This is a genomic window from Minwuia sp. IMCC3009 (assembly GCF_029909415.1).
GTDB lineage: Bacteria > Pseudomonadota > Alphaproteobacteria > Minwuiales > Minwuiaceae > Minwuia.
In genome coordinates, this window is record NZ_CP123781.1 from 2,181,962 (window position 1) to 2,196,652 (window position 14,691).

Annotated in this window: 11 protein-coding genes; 9 read left to right on the forward strand and 2 right to left on the reverse strand. The window is 65.9% G+C overall.

Annotation, left to right across the window (positions count from 1 at the left end; all coding sequences use genetic code 11):
- Positions 1–60: 60 nt before the first annotated feature.
- The 4 genes from QGV55_RS10245 to QGV55_RS10260 all read left to right on the forward strand — a co-directional run bounded on the left by QGV55_RS10245 (position 61) and on the right by QGV55_RS10260 (position 6,882).
- Positions 61–2,292: a PAS domain-containing sensor histidine kinase gene (locus QGV55_RS10245; protein WP_281016907.1), complete on the forward strand. Its 2,232-nt coding sequence runs from the start codon at positions 61–63 to the stop codon at positions 2,290–2,292.
- A 141-nt stretch (positions 2,293–2,433) separates the two neighbouring features.
- Positions 2,434–3,537, forward strand: a complete 1,104-nt coding sequence (locus QGV55_RS10250) for an amidohydrolase family protein (RefSeq protein WP_281016906.1) — start codon at positions 2,434–2,436, stop codon at positions 3,535–3,537.
- A gap of 47 nt (positions 3,538–3,584) precedes the next feature.
- On the forward strand, positions 3,585–5,267 hold the full coding sequence (locus tag QGV55_RS10255; protein ID WP_281016905.1) for an amidohydrolase family protein: 1,683 nt from the start codon (positions 3,585–3,587) through the stop codon (positions 5,265–5,267).
- A 49-nt stretch (positions 5,268–5,316) separates the two neighbouring features.
- Complete coding sequence (locus QGV55_RS10260) at positions 5,317–6,882, forward strand: carboxyl transferase domain-containing protein (RefSeq protein WP_281016904.1); 1,566 nt, start codon at positions 5,317–5,319, stop codon at positions 6,880–6,882.
- 156 nt (positions 6,883–7,038) lie between these two features.
- Here the strand turns inward: QGV55_RS10260 and QGV55_RS10265 are convergent, their stop codons facing one another.
- A complete protein-coding gene (locus QGV55_RS10265; RefSeq protein WP_281016903.1) occupies positions 7,039–8,286 on the reverse strand; it encodes a Zn-dependent hydrolase in 1,248 nt (415 codons plus the stop codon).
- Between the two features lie 128 nt (positions 8,287–8,414).
- On the reverse strand, positions 8,415–9,605 hold the full coding sequence (locus tag QGV55_RS10270) for an acetyl-CoA C-acyltransferase (RefSeq protein WP_281016902.1): 1,191 nt from the start codon (positions 9,603–9,605) through the stop codon (positions 8,415–8,417).
- An 89-nt stretch (positions 9,606–9,694) separates the two neighbouring features.
- On the opposite strand from QGV55_RS10270, the gene QGV55_RS10275 reads away from it, so the two are divergent.
- The 5 genes from QGV55_RS10275 (at position 9,695) to QGV55_RS10295 (ending at position 14,679) form a co-directional block, all read left to right on the forward strand.
- Positions 9,695–10,549 carry a glycosyltransferase family 2 protein gene (locus QGV55_RS10275; protein WP_281016901.1) on the forward strand — a complete coding sequence of 285 codons (855 nt, stop codon included), beginning with the start codon at positions 9,695–9,697 and terminating at the stop codon, positions 10,547–10,549.
- Complete coding sequence (locus QGV55_RS10280) at positions 10,546–10,860, forward strand: lipid-A-disaccharide synthase N-terminal domain-containing protein (protein WP_281016900.1); 315 nt, start codon at positions 10,546–10,548, stop codon at positions 10,858–10,860. The genes QGV55_RS10275 and QGV55_RS10280 overlap by 4 nt, the downstream gene beginning before the upstream one ends.
- A gap of 7 nt (positions 10,861–10,867) precedes the next feature.
- Positions 10,868–12,520 (forward strand): glycosyltransferase family 39 protein, encoded by a 1,653-nt coding sequence (locus QGV55_RS10285; protein WP_281016899.1) that lies wholly within the window; start codon positions 10,868–10,870, stop codon positions 12,518–12,520.
- Positions 12,517–14,076 carry a phosphatase PAP2 family protein gene (locus QGV55_RS10290; protein WP_281016898.1) on the forward strand — a complete coding sequence of 520 codons (1,560 nt, stop codon included), beginning with the start codon at positions 12,517–12,519 and terminating at the stop codon, positions 14,074–14,076. The genes QGV55_RS10285 and QGV55_RS10290 overlap by 4 nt, the downstream gene beginning before the upstream one ends.
- Before the next feature lie 114 nt (positions 14,077–14,190).
- Positions 14,191–14,679 carry an Lrp/AsnC family transcriptional regulator gene (locus QGV55_RS10295; protein WP_281016897.1) on the forward strand — a complete coding sequence of 163 codons (489 nt, stop codon included), beginning with the start codon at positions 14,191–14,193 and terminating at the stop codon, positions 14,677–14,679.
- The last annotated feature ends 12 nt before the right edge of the window (positions 14,680–14,691 follow it).

Consider the following 14,691-nt stretch of genomic DNA (forward strand, 5'->3'; position numbering starts at 1 on the left):
GGATCAGCAACATGCTGGCTGTTAGGACTCCCTTTACCGCTGTCACCGCATAGTTTGGAAATGAGTGCGTCACACCCCCATACCCCGACCGGTTCGGAGGCGGAAATCCCTCACGATTTCCTGGCTGGTGTGCGCCATTTCTGGTCCCGCAGGCCGATCCACACGTCAGTGATCCTGCTGCTCGTCACGCTTGCCGGTGCGGGCTTCGTGGCGGTTACCTATCGCTGGGCCGGATCGTTCGAGGCACAGGTTGCGGCGGGCGTCGTTGCATCCGTCTTCGGGTTCGGGGTCGCCGTCGCATTCTGGATGACCAGGCGGCGCCAGTTGACGACCGCGATGGTTACCCGGATGGGGGTACTGGTCGATGGGCTGGCCCTGTTCAGCCACAATGATCAGCTGATAACCACCCCCACCGGCGTGCTGAAGGGATTCCCCAGTCTGGACCGCCTGCCTTTCATCCAGCGGATCACGGAGCAGGCGCGAACCGTGGGTGTCGGCGCCGATCAGGCCATGCCCTCCCCGGAAGCGTCATCCGTTCTGGTCCGGAAGTTCCTGCGTGGCGACCTGCATGAAATCAGGCTGGAACTGCATGACGGACGTACCCTGGACCTCGGCCAGGTGTTTCTGGACGACGGACCGCGGATGCTGATCGCCCGCGACATGACCGAGGCAACGCAGCGCGAACGCGCACTCCGCGACAGCGAAGCCCGCTATATCCGCCTGACGCAGATTGCTTCCGACTGGGTCTGGGAAACCGATGCCAACCACCGTTTCGTTTCCGTCTCGGGCCGGTTCGAGCAGATCACCGGTGTCCCGCCGCAGAGCCTGATCGGCAAGCGCTTCATCGAGGTCTCGGACCTGCGGCGCGATCCGGCAGTCGTGCGCGACCTGCAGCGCCTGATGCGCGAGCATGAGCACTTCAGTGACGTCACCTGTCCCCTCAAGCTCGTGGGCAAGCATGGGCCGGTCCAGTTGCGGCTCGCCGCGCATCCGATGCACGACAGCACCGGACGCTTTCTCGGGTACCGCGGCGTCGCCGCCGACATCACGCGGCAACGCATGGCCGAGTCCGATGCAGAGAGCGCGCGGCGATCCGTCAAGGACGCCATCGCCGCCGCATCCGAAGGTATCGCGCTCTTTGCCAGCACGGGGCAGTTCCTGATGTGCAACCGGACGCTGGCCAACGCCTTCGCACCGGCCGGCCACCTGCTGAGGACGGAAGGCACCCTGGACGAGATCGTCGCGGGACTGTTCGACGCCCGTCTGCTGAACATGCCCGAAGGCATGGGCGCACTCGCGCGCCGGCGGATGATGGAAGAACTGCGTCGCGGCGACCTGCGTCGGGAGTTCTCGGGGGCCAAGGGGCGCTGGTACCGGGTGGCAGCGAACAAGACTGCCGACGACGGCCTGGTGCTGATCTTCTCCGACATCACCGAGATGAAGAAGCATGAGGCCACGCTGGCCGCGCGCATCGAGGAACTGCAGCAGACAAAGACCAAGCTGACCGAGCAGAAGGAAACCCTTTCCCGCTTCGCCGACAACCTGGCCGTGGCCCGGAACGAGGCGGAGGCCGCCAGCAGGGCAAAATCCGAATTCCTTGCCGCCGTCAGCCACGAATTGCGCACCCCGCTGAACGCCATCATCGGCTTCTCCGAAGTCATGAGCGCGGAGTCCTTCGGCCCTCTCGGCACGCCGAAGTACAAGGACTACGCGGGCGACATCCTCGATTCCGGGCAGCACCTGCTGGGTCTCATCAACAATATCCTCAACCTCTCCAAGGCGGAGGCGGGCAGCCTGACGCTCAGCCCGGAGCCGATCGATATTGCCGAGGTCATTCAGATATCCGCGCGCATGGCCTGCCCGCACAACATGGGCACGGATCTGGAGATCCGGGTGGAACCGGACATCGGTGAGGTCATGGCCGACAGCCAGAAGCTGAAGCAGATCCTGATCAACCTGATCTCCAATGCGGTCAAGTTCACACCGGCCTCCGGCAGCATCAGCGTGGTCGCGGAACGTATGGACAATGGGTTCCGCATTGCGGTCAGCGACACCGGCATCGGCATGCGGGCGGAAGACATTCCCCAGGCGCTGACTGCATTCCGCCAGATCGACAGTTCGCTGGGTCGCAAGTACGACGGGACCGGCCTTGGCCTGCCTCTCGCCAAGAAGTTCACCGAACTTCACGGCGGCTCCCTGACCATCGAGAGTGCGCTGGGCGAGGGCACGACCGTCACGGTCTATTTCCCGGAACGCGGCGCGACTGCCGAGGACGCCGCAAGGGTCGCCTGACCCATCGCACCTGCCCCGACGTCAGCCCCGCAGCATCGCGCATGCCCCCTGCCCGTCAAAGCTGGCTTACAGGCAGGCAAACCCGCGCTATCCTTGCGGCAATGATCGCGTGAAATCGCGTGTGCCTGGGGAGGATCAGTCATGGATTACCGTCCGATATCAGCGGACTCGCACATCACGGAGCCGCCGGACTGCTATACTGCGCGCATCGACCGGAGCTGGAAGGACAAGGCGCCGCACATCGTGCATGACGCCAAGTTCGGTGACGTGTTCGCCATCGACGGGATGAAGAAGCCCATTCCGATGGGCCTGATCGCAGCGGCCGGGCGCGACCCGAAGGACCTGCGTTTCGGCGCGGACAACTACAAGGACCTGCACCCCGGGGGCTGGGATCCCGTGCAACGGCTGAAGGATCAGGACCGTGACGGCGTCTATGGGGAGATCATCTATCCTTCCGTCGGCATGATGCTCTGCAACCACCCGGACTTCGACTACAAGAAGGCCTGCTTCGACGCCTACAACCTGTGGCTCCAGGAGTTCTGCGATCCGGCGCCGGGCCGCCTGTTCGGCATGGCACAGCTCGCCATGCGTTCCGTCGATGAAGGCATCGAGGAACTGCGCAAGGCCCGGGAGATGGGGTTCCGCGGTGTCATGATGCCGGGCAATCCCCAGGTCGAGGACTATGACTCGGAGGTCTACGGCCCGTTCTACGAGGCTGCGGTCGACCTCGGCATGCCGCTGTCGTTCCACATCCTGACCAGCGGCTCCGACCAGGTGGGCCGCACGCGCGGCGCCAAGATCAATTCATTCCAGTCCATCATTCGCGGCTGCCAGGACATTCTGGGCATGATGATCTTCGGCGGCGTCTTCGATCGTCACCCGGATCTGAAGGTGGTCTGTGTGGAGGCGGATGCAGGCTGGGCGCCGCACTGGATGTACCGCGCCGATCATGCCTACAAGCGCCATCGCTTCTGGCTGACCTGCGCCGAGCTGGAACGGATGCCGTCCGATTACTTCAAGGAGAACATCTATCTGACGTTCCAGGACGACTGGTCGGCGCTGAAGGCCAAGGACGAAATGAACACGGACCGCCTGATGTGGGCCAACGACTTCCCGCATTCGGACTCCACCTGGCCCTGGAGCCAGGACCTGCTGGCCGAACACACGAAGGGTCTGACCGCGCACGAGAAGCGGCGGATCCTGCATGACAATGTGCGGGAACTCTACAATCTGCCCATGAACTGATCGCGGCGACGTCACCAACTTGTCGAACGGCTGGGGAGGCCTGAACGATGCTGGATATCAAGATCACCAATGCGCGGATCGTCGACGGCACGGGCGCACCGTCGCGCCAGGGCAGTGTCGGCATCCGCGACGGCAAGGTTGTCGCGTTGGGTTCCGTCGATGGCGAGGCCACGACGACAATCGACGCGCAGGGCCATGTCGTCGCCCCGGGCTTCGTCGATATCCATACCCATTATGACGCCCAGGTCGTCTGGGACCGGATGATGACCATCAGTCCCTGGCATGGCGTCACGACGGCGGTCATCGGCAATTGCGGCTTCGGCGTCGCCCCGACCCGCCCCGCCGACCGGGATCTGATCGTCCGCACGCTGGAGAAGGTGGAGGGGATGAGCGTCGATGCCCTGAACGCCGGACTTGGCGACTGGGGCTTCGAGAGCTTTCCCGAGTACATGGATGCGCTGGAGGCGCAGGGAACCGCCATCAATCTCGGCGTCCTGTTCGGCCATACGCCGCTGCGGCTCTACGTCATGGGGCTGGATGCGACGGAGCGCGCCGCGACCGACGACGAACTATCCACCATGCGCGGGCTGTTCGCGGAGGGGCTGGAGGCCGGTGCGCTGGGCTTTGCCACGTCGAAGGCCGTGACCCACACCGGTTTCGAAGGCCGCCCCGTACCCAGCCGCCTGGCGACTTTCGAGGAAATCCTCGGCCTCGCCTCCGTCATGGGCGAGCAGAAGACCGGTCTGATGCAGGCCACCATCGGGCGAGACCTGTTCCTGGACGAGTTCGAGAAGATCGCGCGCGCCACAGGGCGCCCGATCTCCTGGACCGCCCTGCTGGCCGGTGTGTCGCTGGCGGAGGGGGATCACATGGATCAGCTCCGCCGCTCCGCCGACCTGAACGCGCTGGGCCTGCCGATCTACCCGCAGGTGACGCCGCGCGCCCTGATGTTCGAACAGCAGTTCAGCGCGCCATTCATCTTCGAGCCCATGTCGATCTTCCGCGATGTGCGCGGCGCGGATCATGAGGGCAAGAAACGCATCTATGCCGACACGGCATTCCGCGATGCCTTCCGTCACAAGATGGACGGCAACGCGAAACCGACCTTCATCCGGTCCTTCGAGAAGACCATCATTGCCGATGTGCCGGGCGCGCCGGAACTGTCCGAGCGGCTGCTGCGGGAAGTCGCGGCGGAACGGGGCGTGGCGATGACGGACCTGATCCTCGACCTGTCGCTGGAAACGGATCTGGAAGCGCGTTTCCGGATGCCGGTGGCAAATCACGAGGAAGACGAGGTCGAACCGCTGCTGAAGGATTCCTCCACCGTCATCGGTCTCTCGGATGCCGGCGCGCACGCCAGCCAGCTCTGCGATGCCTGCCTGCCGACCTGGCTGCTGGGCCGCTGGGTGCGGGAAAAGGGCGTGTTCTCTGTCGAGGAAGCAGTGCGGATGCTGACCAGCCGCCCGGCGGAGGTCTTCGGCATCACCGACCGCGGCACCCTGGCCGAGGGTCGCCCTGCCGACATCGTGATCTTCGATCCCGAAACGGTGGGCTGCGGCCCGATCCAGCGGGTGCATGATTTCCCCGCCGGAGCCGACCGGCTGGTGGCGGATGCCTTCGGCATCGACGCCGTCATCGTCAATGGCACCCTGCTGCGCCAGTCCGGCCAGGACATGGTGGATACCGCCGGTGCCCTGCCCGGCAAGCTGCTGCGCAACGGCCACGCCTGACCCGATCGTTCAAGAACCTGAAACCAAGCCTGCTGGAGATACCCGCCAAATGACGAAAGACTGGTCGCCCGAACTCGAAGAACTGGAAACCCGCAAGCGCATGGCGCGGGGCATGGGCGGCCCCGACAAGGTGGCGCGGCAGCATGCCGGCGACCGCCTGACGATCCGGGAGCGGATCACCGGGCTGGTGGACGATGGCAGTTTCCAGGAGGTCGGCTCCATCGTCGGGCGCGGCGAGTATGACGCCGACGGCAATCTGGTTCACCTGATGCCCAACAACTCCGTCACCGGGCGCGGCCTGATCAACGGGCGCCAGGTGGTGGTGACCGGCGATGACTTCACGGTGCGCGGCGGTTCCGCCGATGCCACCAACAAGGGCAAGGCGCTGCATCCGGAGCAGATGGCGCGGGAAATGCGGATGCCGATCATCCGCATCATCGAAGGCTCCGGCGGCGGCGGTTCGGTGAAGACCATCGAGACCACGGGCCACGCCAACCTGCCGGGCGGCTGGGGCCAGTCCTTCGGGGCCGAACAGCTGATGATCAACATGGGCGAAGTACCGACCGTCGGCCTGGGTCTCGGCTCCGTCGCTGGCCTGGGTGCCGCGCGACTGGCCGCCACCCACTTCTCCGTCATGCGCAAGGACGTGGCCGCCATGTTCGTGGCCGGGCCGCCGGTCGTGAAGGGTATCGGCCAGGATCTGACCAAGCAGGAACTGGGCGGCTGGCAGATCCAGCTTGCCGCCGGTGGCGTGGACAATGCCGTGGATACGGAGGAGGAAGCCTTTGAACAGGCACGCCGCTTCCTGTCCTACATGCCCTCCTCGACCGATGATCTGCCGCCCCGCGCGGAGTGCGACGACCCCGTCGACCGGCGGGAGGAAAAGCTGTTCAGGATCGTGCCGCGCGACATCCGCAAGGTCTATCGCATGCGCTCCATCATCGACGCGGTGGTGGACAAGGGCAGTTTCTTCGAGATTGCACCGCTGTTCGGGCGTTCCGTCATCAGCGGCCTGGCGCGGCTGGACGGCTGGCCGGTCCTGCTGCTGGCCAGTGACCCCTACGTCTATGGCGGGGTCTGGACCTCCGACGCCTGCCAGAAGGCCGTGCGCATGGTGGACATGGCGGAGACCTTCCACCTGCCCGTGGTCTACCTGTGTGACTGCCCGGGCTTCCAGGTCGGGCTGGAGGCAGAACAGCGCGGCACCATCCGCCACGGCGTCCGCGCGATGGCGGCGATCGAGCAGACGACGACACCCTGGTGCACCATGATCATCCGCAATGCCTTCGGCGTCGCCGGTGGCGCACATGCGCCGTCCAACCGCTATGTCACGCGCTACGGCTGGCTGTCAGGCCGCTGGGGCTCCCTGCCGCTGGAGGGCGGGATCGAGGCCGCCTACCGCGCCGACCTGGATGCGGCGGAGGATCCGGAGGCCGAACTGGCCGCCATCACCGACCGTCTGAACAAGCTGCGCTCCCCGTTCCGCACGGCGGAGACCTTCGCCATCGAGGAAATGATCGACCCCCGAGACACCCGCCCGCTGCTCTGCGACTTCGCCAACATGGTCGCACCGGTCCGTGGCCGCCAGGAAACCCGCATGTGGGCCCGTCCCTGAGATCGGGACCGTACATGCACACCAGCGCCTGAGCCGTCTCACTCCCCACTCACGCCGTGCCCGGACTTGATCCGGGCACCCAGAGTGCCGCGCGAGCGTCGGAGACTGGGCTCGCGGATCAGGTCCGCGAGCATCGTGGGGAAGTGTTGGCGGGACCTACGAAACCCGCCCCGCTTTCTCCAGCATGGCACGGAGCAGGACGTTGCCGCCTGCGTGGATCCACTCCGGCTTGGCGTCCTCGACTTCGTTGTGGCTGATGCCGTCGATGCAGGGGATGAAGATCATCGACGTGGGCGCGACGCGGGAGATGTAGCAGGCGTCGTGACCGGCGCCGGAGACGATTTCCCGCGACGAATAGCCAAGCTCCGCAGTGGCGCGGGCCACGGCCTCGACGCAGGAGCGGTCGAACGGCACCGGCGGGGAATGCCAGATCTCCTCGACATCCACCTCGACCCGCGACCGGTCCGCGATCTCCGCCACGCCTGCGCGCATCTGGCGGTCCATGGAGAGAAGCTGATCCGCATCCGGATGACGGAAGTCGATGGTCAGGAAGACATGGCCGGGAATGACGTTCCGGCTGTTCGGGTGCACCTGCATCATGCCGACCGTGGCACAGCCGACGGGGCCGTGATCCAGCCCCACCCTGTTGACCAGGTCGACGATCCGGGATGCCCCCAGCAGGGCGTCCTTGCGGATCGGCATCGGCGTCGGCCCGGCGTGGCTTTCCTGACCGGTGATGTTCAGTTCGTACCAGCGCTGGCCCTGGGCGTCGGTGACGACACCGATCTCCTTCTCCTCTGCCTCCAGGATCGGCCCCTGCTCGATATGGGTCTCGAAGAAGGCGTGGATGGCGCGGCCACCGACCTCCTCCGGCCCGGCATAGCCGATGCGTTCCAGTTCCTCGCCCATGGTCTTGCCGTCCACGTCAGCGCGGCTGAGGCCATATTCCAGATCGAAGGCTCCGGCGAAGACGCCGGAGGCAACCATGGCAGGCGCGAAACGGGAGCCTTCCTCATTGGTCCAGACCACGGTCTCCACCGGATGTTCGGTGGCGATGTCCAGGTCATTCAGGCTGCGGATGACCTCCAGCCCGGCAAGCACCCCATAGACCCCGTCGAACCGGCCACCGGTGGGCTGCGTATCCAGATGACTGCCGGTCATGACCGGCGGCAGGTCATCATTGGTCCCGGCACGACGGGCAAAGATGTTGCCCATCCGGTCGATGCGGATGGTGCAGCCTGCCGCCTTGCACCACTGAACGAAAAGATCGCGACCTTCCCGGTCGAGATCGGTCAGGGCAAGGCGGCAGTTGCCGCCCTTTTCCGTCGCTCCGATCTTCGCCATCTCCATCAGACTGTCCCAGAGACGGTCACCATTGATCGCCAGATTATGCCCATCGTTCATGGTCCGCCTCCTGGTTTTGTCATTTGACCGTCCCTCCCCTCTCCCCTTCCCGGCCACACAAGGGAGAATCCCTGTCGGGTGGCCGGCTGGGTAAGAGGGATGGCACCGCCAGCCCTACAAGATCACTCTCAGTGCGTCAGTTCCAGCGCCATGGCCGTCGCTTCGCCACCGCCGATGCAGATGCCGGCGATGCCGCGCTTCATGCCGTGGGTCTTCAGGGCATTGATCAGCGTGACCAGGATGCGCGCGCCGGAGGCCCCGATGGGATGGCCCAGCGCGCAGGCCCCGCCATGCACGTTCACCCGCTCCACATCCAGCGCCAGCTCGTGAATCGCCGCCATGGGAACAACGGCAAAGGCCTCGTTGATCTCGTAGAGGTCGACCGTCTTCGGATCCCAGCCGGTCTTCTGGTACAGCTTGTTGATCGCATGCACCGGCGCGGTGGTGAACCAGCCCGGTTCCTGCGCATGGCTGGTGTGGCCGATGATCCGGGCCAGCGGGGTCAGGCCGCGCTTCTCGGCCTCCGACTGGCGCATCATGACCAGAGCGGCGGCACCATCGGAGATGGAGGAGGAATTGGCGGGCGTCACCGTGCCGTCCTTGCGGAAGGCGGGCTTCAGCGTCGGGATCTTGTCCAGGTTGGCATTGCGGGGCTGTTCGTCACTGTCGATGGTCACCTCCCCCTTGCGGGTCATCAGGGTCACCGGAGCGATCTCGTCGGCAAAGCCGCCGCTTTCCTGTGCGCCCTGCGCGCGCTTCAGGCTGCGGATCGCGTACTCGTCCTGCTGTTCGCGGGTGAACTGATAGGCCTCCGCACAGTCCTCCGCGAAGGTGCCCATCAGACGGCCCTTGTCGTAGGCGTCCTCCAGCCCGTCGAGGAACATGTGGTCCTTCACCTCGCCATGACCCAGTCGCATGCCGCCGCGTGCCTTGGGCAGCAGGTACGGCGAATTGGTCATGCTCTCCATGCCGCCCGCGACCATGATGTCGTTCACACCGGCCAGCAGCATGTCGTGGCTGAACATCGCCGCCTTCATGCCGGAGCCGCACATCTTGTTGATCGTCGTGCAGTTGGCGGCATCGGGAATGCCCGCGCCCTTGGAAGCCTGGCGCGCCGGGGCCTGCCCCTGACCCGCCGGCAGCACGTTGCCCATGATCACTTCGTCGATGTCATCGCCGCTGACGCCAGCGCGCGCGAGGGCAGCGGCAATCGCCGTGCTGCCGAGGCTGGAGGCGACCTCGCCCCCCAGTTCGCCCTGGAAGCCACCCATCGGTGTCCGGGCCATACCAACAATGACGATCGGGTCGGTGCTGCTCATGATCTGATGCTCCATGAAGAATTTCTGCTCCATGATCTAGCGCGTGCGGCGGGGCTTGGAAACCTCCGGCGCGGCGGCGCGCCGCAGTCATGCTTCCGGCGCAAGCGATGGACGGGGGGGCGGAAATCTGCGATGAGACCCGCTTTGCCCCTGCCGGGCACTTCACTGATCTGGCCATCACACCGGACCCGCACCCGATGACCACCTTCGCGGTCGTGATCCCCGCCATGAACGAGGCTGGCAATATCGGCCACCTGGTGACGGAGATCGACGACGTTCTGAAAGACACGCCCCCCGTTGCGATCATCGTTGTCGATGACGGCTCCGACGATGCAACGGCTGAGGAACTGCGGCAGACCATGACCGCGGTGCCGCGCCTGCGCGTGCTGCGCCACCAGGTCCGGTCCGGCCAGAGCGCTGCCGTGCGCAGCGGTGTCCGCGCGGCGGTGGAGGCAGAGGTCATCATCACGCTGGACGGCGACGGACAGAACCCGCCCCCCGACATTCCGGCCCTGCTGACACGGCTGACCGACACGACCCGGCCGCACGTCGGGCTGGTCAACGGCTGGCGGGTCGGACGGAAGGCGACGGGCAGCCGCCGCTTCGCGTCCCGCGCCGCCAATGCCATCCGACAGGCCGTGCTGCGCGACGATTGCCCCGACTCGGGCTGCGGGCTGAAGGCCTTCCGCCGGGCCGACTATCTGGAACTGCCCTTCTTCGCCACCATGCACCGCTTCATGCCGGCGCTGTTCAGGCTCTATGGCCATGACGTGGCCACGGTGGAGATCGGCGACCGGGACCGCTCTGCGGGGCAGTCCAAGTACACCAACTGGAAGCGGGCACTCGACGGCATCGTGGATCTGCTGGGCTTTGTCTGGCTGCGCTATCGTGCCCGCAACCCGGGCGCAACCGAGGTCACCCGCAGCGACGGAGGCGGTGCATGATCGACCTGGTCGCCAACTGGTGGGACCGCATGACCGGGATCGAGGTCTGGCTGTTCATCTTCGGCCTGTTCGCGCAGAGCATGTTCTTCATGCGCTTCCTGGTGCAGTGGATCGTGACGGAGCGGGCCCGCAAGTCGGTGGTGCCGGAGGCCTTCTGGTACTTCTCCATCACCGGCGGCGTCCTGATGTTCACCTATGGCATCCTGCGGGAGGACCCGGTGATCATGCTGGGCCAGACCACGGGCATCGTCATCTACAGCCGCAACCTCTACTTCATCCGCCGCGACAAGCGCCGGGCCAGCGCCGGTTAGCGGTCGCATGAGCCCGCAGAGCCTGCTTGACCGCATCGGTGACTGGTCCGCCGCCCTGCGCTACGGCCTGCTGACAGTGATCGCGCTGGCGTTCTTCCTGCCCGGCCTGTTCAGCCTGCCGCCCATCGACCGCGACGAGAGCCGCTTCGCCCAGGCATCGAAGCAGATGGTGGAGACCGGCGACTACATCGACATCCGCTTCCAGGGGGAGCCGCGCCACAAGAAGCCCGCCGGAATCTACTGGGTACAGACGCTGGCCGTCCATCTGACGGGCATCCGCGACGAGATCTGGGTCTACCGGATGCCGAGCCTGCTCGCTGCCGTCGCATCGGTCCTGCTGACCGCCTTCATCGGGGGGCTGCTGTTCACGGGCGGTGTGGGCTTCGGCGCGGGACTGGTCATGGCCAGTTCCATCCTGCTGAACGTGGAGGCACGCACGGGCAAGTCCGATGCGCTGCTGCTGGCCTGCATCCTGGGCGCGCTGGCCTGCATACTGGTGGCACTGCGCCGACGTGGAGGCAACGGTCCCGCCCATGGCTTCTGGGCGCTGGCTGGCGCCGGGTTCATGGTGAAGGGACCGATCCTCTTCCTGCCGGTCATCGGCCTCGCCATCGCGCAGACCTGGCTGACACGCGGTGTCGGCTGGATACGCGACCTGAAACCCCTGACCGGTATCCCGCTGTTCCTGATCGTCGCCCTGCCCTGGTACATCGCCATCATCATCATCAGCGACGGCGGTTTCCTGGCCGAGTCGGTGGGCAAGGACATGATTGCCAAGGTCGCGGGCGGGCAGGAGAGCCATGGTGCGCCGCCGGGCCTCTATCTGGCGCTGGCCAATGTCACCTTCTGGCCCTTCTCCTTCCTCGGCCTGCTGGCACTGCCCTGGATCTGGCGCAGCCGCCGCCGGGCGGAGGTGCTGCTGCTGCTCGGCTGGGCGCTGTTCACCTGGATCGTCTTTGCCGCAACGCCCACAAAGCTCGCCCATTACGTCCTGCCCGCCTACCCGGCGCTGGCCATCCTGGCGGTGGCGGCGCTGCATGATGTGGATGCCCGCGCCCCCCGCTGGTGGCAGGTCGTGGTGATGGTGCTCTGGGGCCTTGTCACGCTGGCGCTTGCCGGGGCCATGCCGTTCGTGGCCGACGGCGCAGGTGTGTCGCTGGGCATCTGGCATTTTGCGGGCATTCTGCTGATCCCGGCCCTCTGGCTGGGTCTGTCGTTCCTCCGGGGCACACGGCGCAGTGGCGGGCAGCTTGCGGGCATCCTCGTCGCCGCCATCCTGTTCTCGGGTGTGGTCTTCGGACGGTTCCTGCCGGGGCTGGACCCGGCGTTCGTCTCACCGCGCCTGGCTGATGCTTTCGGCCGCGTTGCCACCTGCCCGCAACCGCATCTGATCAGCGCCGGGTTCAACGAACCCAGTCTGGTGTTCCTGACCGCGACGGATACATACCTGACCCACGCGGAAGGTGCGGCGGCAAGGCTGCTTTATGGCACGCCCTGCCAGATTGCTGCCGTCGAGGCCCGACTGCAGGGTGATTTCCTTGACCGCATCGCGGCTGCCGGTGCAAGAGTTGAGAAACTGGATGAAGTTCAGGGCTTCAACTATGCCAAGGGCAAGACAGTGAGCATTTCCCTCTACCGACTGGCGGGGCCGGCCCAGTGAGTGCGAACCGGCTGGAACAGATGGGCGCGGCGACCCGCGACCGCAGTGCGGGACGCTGGCTGCTGCCCTGGCAGATCGCCGTCTACGAACTGATCCTGACCTTTGCCGTCGTCGGTTCCTACGGCCTGGATGTCTGGATCCGGGGCCAGGTCCTCGCCAGCGACAGCCGCGCCATTCTCGCCCTGCAGGTCCTGGGCGACGTGGGCAACAGCAAGTGGGGCCTGGTGACAGGCGGCTGCGTCGTCTTCGGCGCGCTGGTGCTCCGTTCCGCCAGCATCAGGCCCGCGCGCCGGGCACTGTACGGCTGGGATGCCTCGGCGGCGGGCTACGTCGTGGCCTCGATCGCCATTTCCGGCATTCTGACCAACGTCTTCAAGATCATCTACGGGCGCGCCCGGCCCCGCTACCTGGCCGAGGGCGAGACCGCCGACTGGAGCCTGTTCGCCTTTGACTGGAGCCACCAGTCCTTCCCTTCCGGCCACACCACGACCCTGTTCGCCTTCGCCGTGGCCATGTGCTTCCTGCTGCCCCGGTTCCGGGTCTGGCTGATCGCCTTCGCCGTCATCGGCGGATTGGCGCGGATCGCAGTCAATGCCCACTTCCTGTCCGACGTGATCGCCGGTGCCGCCATGGGCGGTTTCATCGCCTGGTGGCTGAGAGGGTTCCTGGCACGGCGCAACTGGGTGTTTCGCGTGCGCCAGGACGGCACGATCAAGCGATTGCCGATCGGCCGCTGGTGGCTGGCGCGCCCTGCCGGTCCGGCATCCGCCGGCCCGCTGCTGCCCATTGACGGCGGCTCCCGCCTCACCCGCTATCGGCGCTACTGCCTGGCACTGGCTTTCCTTCTGGCACCGCTGGCCCTGTTCACGCCGCTGGACCGGATCGCCGCCCGGATGTTCCACCTGCAGGGCAATGAATTCTGGCTGACCGATTCCATCGCCGGGGACGTGTTTCACGACATCCTGCGCCCCACCTTCTACTGGCTGCTGGTCGCCATCGCGCTGGGCCTGACCGCGAACGGGTTCCGCAAGCGCTGGCGGCGGAAGGCTACCGCGCGGCGGCTGTTCTATGTGCTGGCCGTCTTCGGCATCGGCGTCGGCCTGGTCACCAACCTGCTGCTGAAGGACCAGTGGGACCGCCCGCGCCCGCTGCACACGGTCGAGTTCGGCGGGGAGCAGCAGTACCAGCCCGCGCTGATCCCGACGCACGGCTGCGCCCGCAACTGCTCCTTCGTCTCCGGCGATGCCAGCGCGGCATTCGCCATGATTGCCCTGCCCATCGCCTTCGCCGCAGGACGCCGTCGCCGTCGCCTGATGCAGGCGGCCCTGTGGTTCGGGGTGGCCATCGGGCTGATGCGCATGTTCAACGGCTCCCATTACCTGTTCGATGTGACCTATGCCGGGCTGATCAACGTCTGGATCGCGACCGCGCTCTACCCCGTCATCATGCGCGCCCGCCCGGGCAGCCTGCGCCGCTGGGGACGCGACAGCCGCGCCGCCGTGCATGACTTCGGACGGATGCTGGGGCGGTTCTGGCGGCGTTGCCGCCACGGCTGAAATCTGCCGATCTGCGACAGGATATGATTGCGCATTTGCCATTCCAGTAATAATGTTGCGCGCACTGCTCGGCCCGGAGCATCTTTCTGACCAGTTTCGTTTACAGGGACTTCCATGCAGCGTGTAAAGCTTGACGAGATCGACCGGAAGATCCTCTCGGATCTGCAGGCGGATGGCCGGATGACAAACGTTGAACTGGCCCGTCGTGTCGGCATTTCGGCACCGCCCTGCCTGCGTCGCGTCCGGGCGCTGGAGGATGCGGGATACATCCGAGGCTACCATGCTGACCTGACGCCGGAACACCTGGGATTTGGCGTGACCGTCTTTGCCATGGTCGGGCTGGAGAGCCAGGCCGAGACAGACCTGAAGGCGTTCGAGGAGATGGTGCGAAGCTGGCCGCAGGTGCGGGCCTGCCACATGCTGGCGGGAGAGATCGACTTCCTGCTGAAGGTGGTGGCGAAGGACTGGGACGCCTACCAGCACTTCCTGACCGAGCAGCTCACCGCCGCCGACAATGTGGCCCACGTGAAGACATCACTGGCGATCCGGGAGAGCAAGCATGAACCCGGCGTGCCGGTGGAACTGGCGACACCGCCGGAGTAACCGCTTGGCCGA